The following is a 1,830-nucleotide window of genomic DNA, read 5'->3' as shown; positions in this document are numbered from 1 at the left end:
CCCCCACACCGGCCGCGCCCGCAGACCGGCATCTGAGCCCCCCGAACCTCCGACTCACCGAACCTCCGTCTCACTGACCTTCCCGACCCACCGAAGTAGAAGACCGAAGGAAAGGAACCGAGCGCATGGCCAACACGGAGACCGCGCTGAAGGAATGCCTGAGCTCCATCGACGGAGCGACGGCAGCCGCACTCGTCGACTACACCAGCGGCATGGCCCTCGGCACCCTCGGCGGCGGCAAGGACTTCAACCTGGAAGTCGCCGCCGCGGGTAACACCGATGTCGTGCGGTCCAAGCTGCGCACCATGGAGCACCTGGGGCTGAAGGAGGAGATCGAGGACATCCTGATCACCCTGAACACCCAGTACCACCTCATCCGCCTCCTGAAGGGCCGCGGCGGCAGCGGACTCTTCCTCTACCTCGTGCTCGACGGGAGCCGGGCCAACCTCGCGATGGCCCGCCACCAGCTGCGCCGTATCGAGGCCGACCTGGAGATCTGAACCGGAACCACCGGACGGGAGCCCTCCGTCACCGGCACGTCGCGGAGGGCCCCGGCACGCCGCACGGCGACGGCGTGCGCGCGGCCGGCCGCGTCTACGGTGGGTGCCATGACGGCACCCCTGGACCTGCTCGTGGTGGGCGCGGGTCCCACCGGACTCGCACTCGCGACCCAACTGCGCGCCTGTGAAACCCCGTTCCGGATCGTCGACCGCTCGCTGGACCGCGCGCGGGAGTCACGCGCCCCCGCGATCCAGCCCCGCACCCTGGAGATGCTGTCCGCGTTCGGCGTGGCGGACGACCTGGTCGACCGGGGCAGTACGGCGGTCCGGCTGCACCTGCATCTGCCCCGACGGGTGCTGCGCGTCCCGCTGTTCGACGTCGGCTGCGACGACACGCCGTACCCGTTCCTGCTCTTCCTCCCGCAGTCGGAGACGGAGGCCACCCTGGCGGCTCATCTGGCCGGGCGGGACGTGACGGTGGAGCGGGGCACCGAACTGCTCGGCGCCGAACCGGAGGGAGAGTACGTCACCTGCCGCCTGCGACGTCGGGACGGCACCGGGGAGACCGTACGGGCCCGCTACGTCGTCGGCTGCGACGGCGCCCACAGCACCGTCCGCGCCCGGGCGGGCATCGACTTCGAGGGATACGCATATCCCCAGACGTTCCTGCTGGCGGACCTGGAGGCCGACGGACCGGAGCAAGGCGCCGCACACACGTATCTGACCGCGGCCGGGCTGCTGTTCTTCTTCCCGCTCGGCACTCCGGCCACCTGGCGGATGATCGCCATACACCCGCCGGGCGCCTCCGGCGGCGAGGTGACCCTGGACCTCCTCCAGCGGATCGCCGACGACTGGACGCCCGACGCGCCGTCCCTGCACGACCCGGTCTGGATGACGAGCTTCCGCATCCACAACCGCGGCGCCGGCCACTACCGCAAGGGCCCGTTCTTCCTCGCGGGCGACGCGGCGCACATTCACAGCCCGGCCGGGGGACAGGGCATGAACACCGGCATCCAGGACGCGCTCAACCTGGGCTGGAAAATCGCCCACGTCTGCCGCGGGGCCGCACCGGAGGAGTTGCTGGATACGTACGAGGCGGAACGCGCCCCGGTCGGCAACGGCGTACGCCGACTCACCGACCGCGCGTTCACCGTCGGAACGAGCGGCCACCCGGCTCTACGGCTGGCCCGGACCCGACTCGCCCCGCACCTGGCCCCGCTGCTCCTGCGCGCGCCCGGTGCCCGGGCACGCCTGTTCCGTACGGTGTCCGAACTCGGCATCCACTACCGCCGCGGCCCCGCCTCCGCCACCGGACCCCACCGCCCGCGCC

Annotated in this window: 2 protein-coding genes; both read left to right on the top strand. The window is 71.6% G+C overall.

What is annotated here, in order from left to right; all coding sequences use genetic code 11:
- Positions 1 to 125 precede the first annotated feature (125 nt).
- Positions 126 to 500, top strand: coding sequence for a roadblock/LC7 domain-containing protein (locus C1J00_RS42790; protein WP_102914163.1), 375 nt, complete (start codon positions 126 to 128; stop codon positions 498 to 500).
- 108 nt (positions 501 to 608) lie between these two features.
- The coding region (locus tag C1J00_RS42785) for an FAD-dependent monooxygenase (protein WP_180989916.1) at positions 609 to 1,830 on the top strand (1,222 nt) is incomplete at its 3' end.

Source organism: Streptomyces cahuitamycinicus (assembly GCF_002891435.1).
Taxonomy (GTDB): Bacteria; Actinomycetota; Actinomycetes; order Streptomycetales; family Streptomycetaceae; genus Streptomyces; species Streptomyces cahuitamycinicus.
Note: the sequence above shows the minus strand (reverse complement) of the source record. Positions and strands in the feature narration are given on the sequence as shown.

Coding starts and splice junctions, on each gene's coding strand:
- C1J00_RS42790 (WP_102914163.1), top strand. CDS start 126: ATGGCCAACACGGAGACCGCGCTGAAGGAATGCCTGAGCTCCATCGAC.